The organism is Pseudomonas sp. HMSC063H08, from assembly GCF_001813645.1.
Taxonomy (GTDB): Bacteria; Pseudomonadota; Gammaproteobacteria; order Pseudomonadales; family Pseudomonadaceae; genus Pseudomonas; species Pseudomonas aeruginosa.
Window position 1 is genome coordinate 1 of record NZ_KV813389.1, and the last position, 1425, is coordinate 1425.

A 1425-nucleotide genomic window follows, 5' to 3' on the forward strand; every position below is an offset into this window, starting at 1 on the left:
GAGTTCGTGCCTCCGGTCAAGGGCCAGTACTTCACCAACACCTCGCCGGTGAACGGCCAGCCGATCGCCGAGTTCCCCCGTTCCACCGCCGAGGACATCGACAAGGCCCTCGACGCCGCCCACGCCGCCGCCGACGCCTGGGGCCGCACCTCGGTGCAGGAGCGTTCGAACATCCTGCTGAAGATCGCCGACCGCATCGAGCAGAACCTGGAACTGCTCGCCGTCACCGAGACCTGGGACAACGGCAAGGCCGTGCGCGAGACCCTCAACGCCGACATCCCCCTGGCCGCCGACCACTTCCGCTACTTCGCTGGCTGCATTCGCGCCCAGGAAGGCTCCGCCGCCGAGATCAACGACAGCACCGTGGCCTACCACATCCATGAGCCGCTGGGCGTGGTCGGGCAGATCATCCCGTGGAACTTTCCGCTGCTGATGGCCGCCTGGAAGCTGGCCCCGGCGCTGGCCGCCGGCAACTGCGTGGTGCTCAAGCCGGCCGAGCAGACCCCGCTGGGCATCTGCGTGCTGCTGGAACTCATCGGCGACCTGCTGCCGCCGGGCGTGCTCAATGTCGTCCAGGGCTTCGGCAGGGAGGCCGGCGAGGCCCTGGCCACCAGCAAGCGCATCGCCAAGATCGCCTTCACCGGTTCCACCCCGGTCGGCTCGCACATCCTCAAGTGCGCGGCGGAGAACATCATTCCCTCCACCGTCGAGCTGGGCGGCAAGAGCCCGAACATCTATTTCGAAGACATCATGCAGGCCGAGCCGGCGTTCATCGAGAAGGCCGCCGAGGGCCTGGTGCTGGCTTTCTTCAACCAGGGCGAGGTGTGCACCTGCCCGTCCCGCGCGCTGGTCCAGGAGTCGATCTACCCGGCGTTCATGGAAGAGGTGCTGAAGAAGGTCAGGGCGATCAAGCGCGGCGACCCGCTGGACACCGAGACCATGGTCGGCGCCCAGGCTTCCCAGCAGCAGTACGAGAAGATCCTCTCCTACCTCGACATCGCCCAGCAGGAAGGCGCCGAAGTGCTCACCGGCGGCAGCGTCGAGAAGCTCGAAGGCAACCTGGCCAGCGGCTACTACATCCAGCCGACCCTGCTCAAGGGACACAACAAGATGCGCGTGTTCCAGGAGGAAATCTTCGGCCCGGTGGTCGGCGTCACCACCTTCAAGGACGAAGCCGAGGCCCTGGCCATCGCCAACGACACCGAGTACGGCCTCGGCGCCGGCCTCTGGACCCGCGACATCAACCGCGCCTACCGCATGGGCCGCGGGATCAAGGCCGGTCGCGTGTGGACCAACTGCTACCACCTGTACCCGGCCCACGCCGCGTTCGGCGGCTACAAGAAGTCCGGCGTCGGTCGCGAGACGCACAAGATGATGCTCGACCACTACCAGCAGACCAAGAACCTGCTGGTGAGCTACGACATC

The 1425-nt window shown here is 66.5% G+C and carries 1 protein-coding gene; it reads left to right on the top strand.

The window, feature by feature from the left end; all coding sequences use genetic code 11:
* The coding region (locus HMPREF2924_RS08190) for an acetaldehyde dehydrogenase ExaC (protein ID WP_057391504.1) at positions 1–1425 on the top strand (1425 nt) is incomplete at both ends.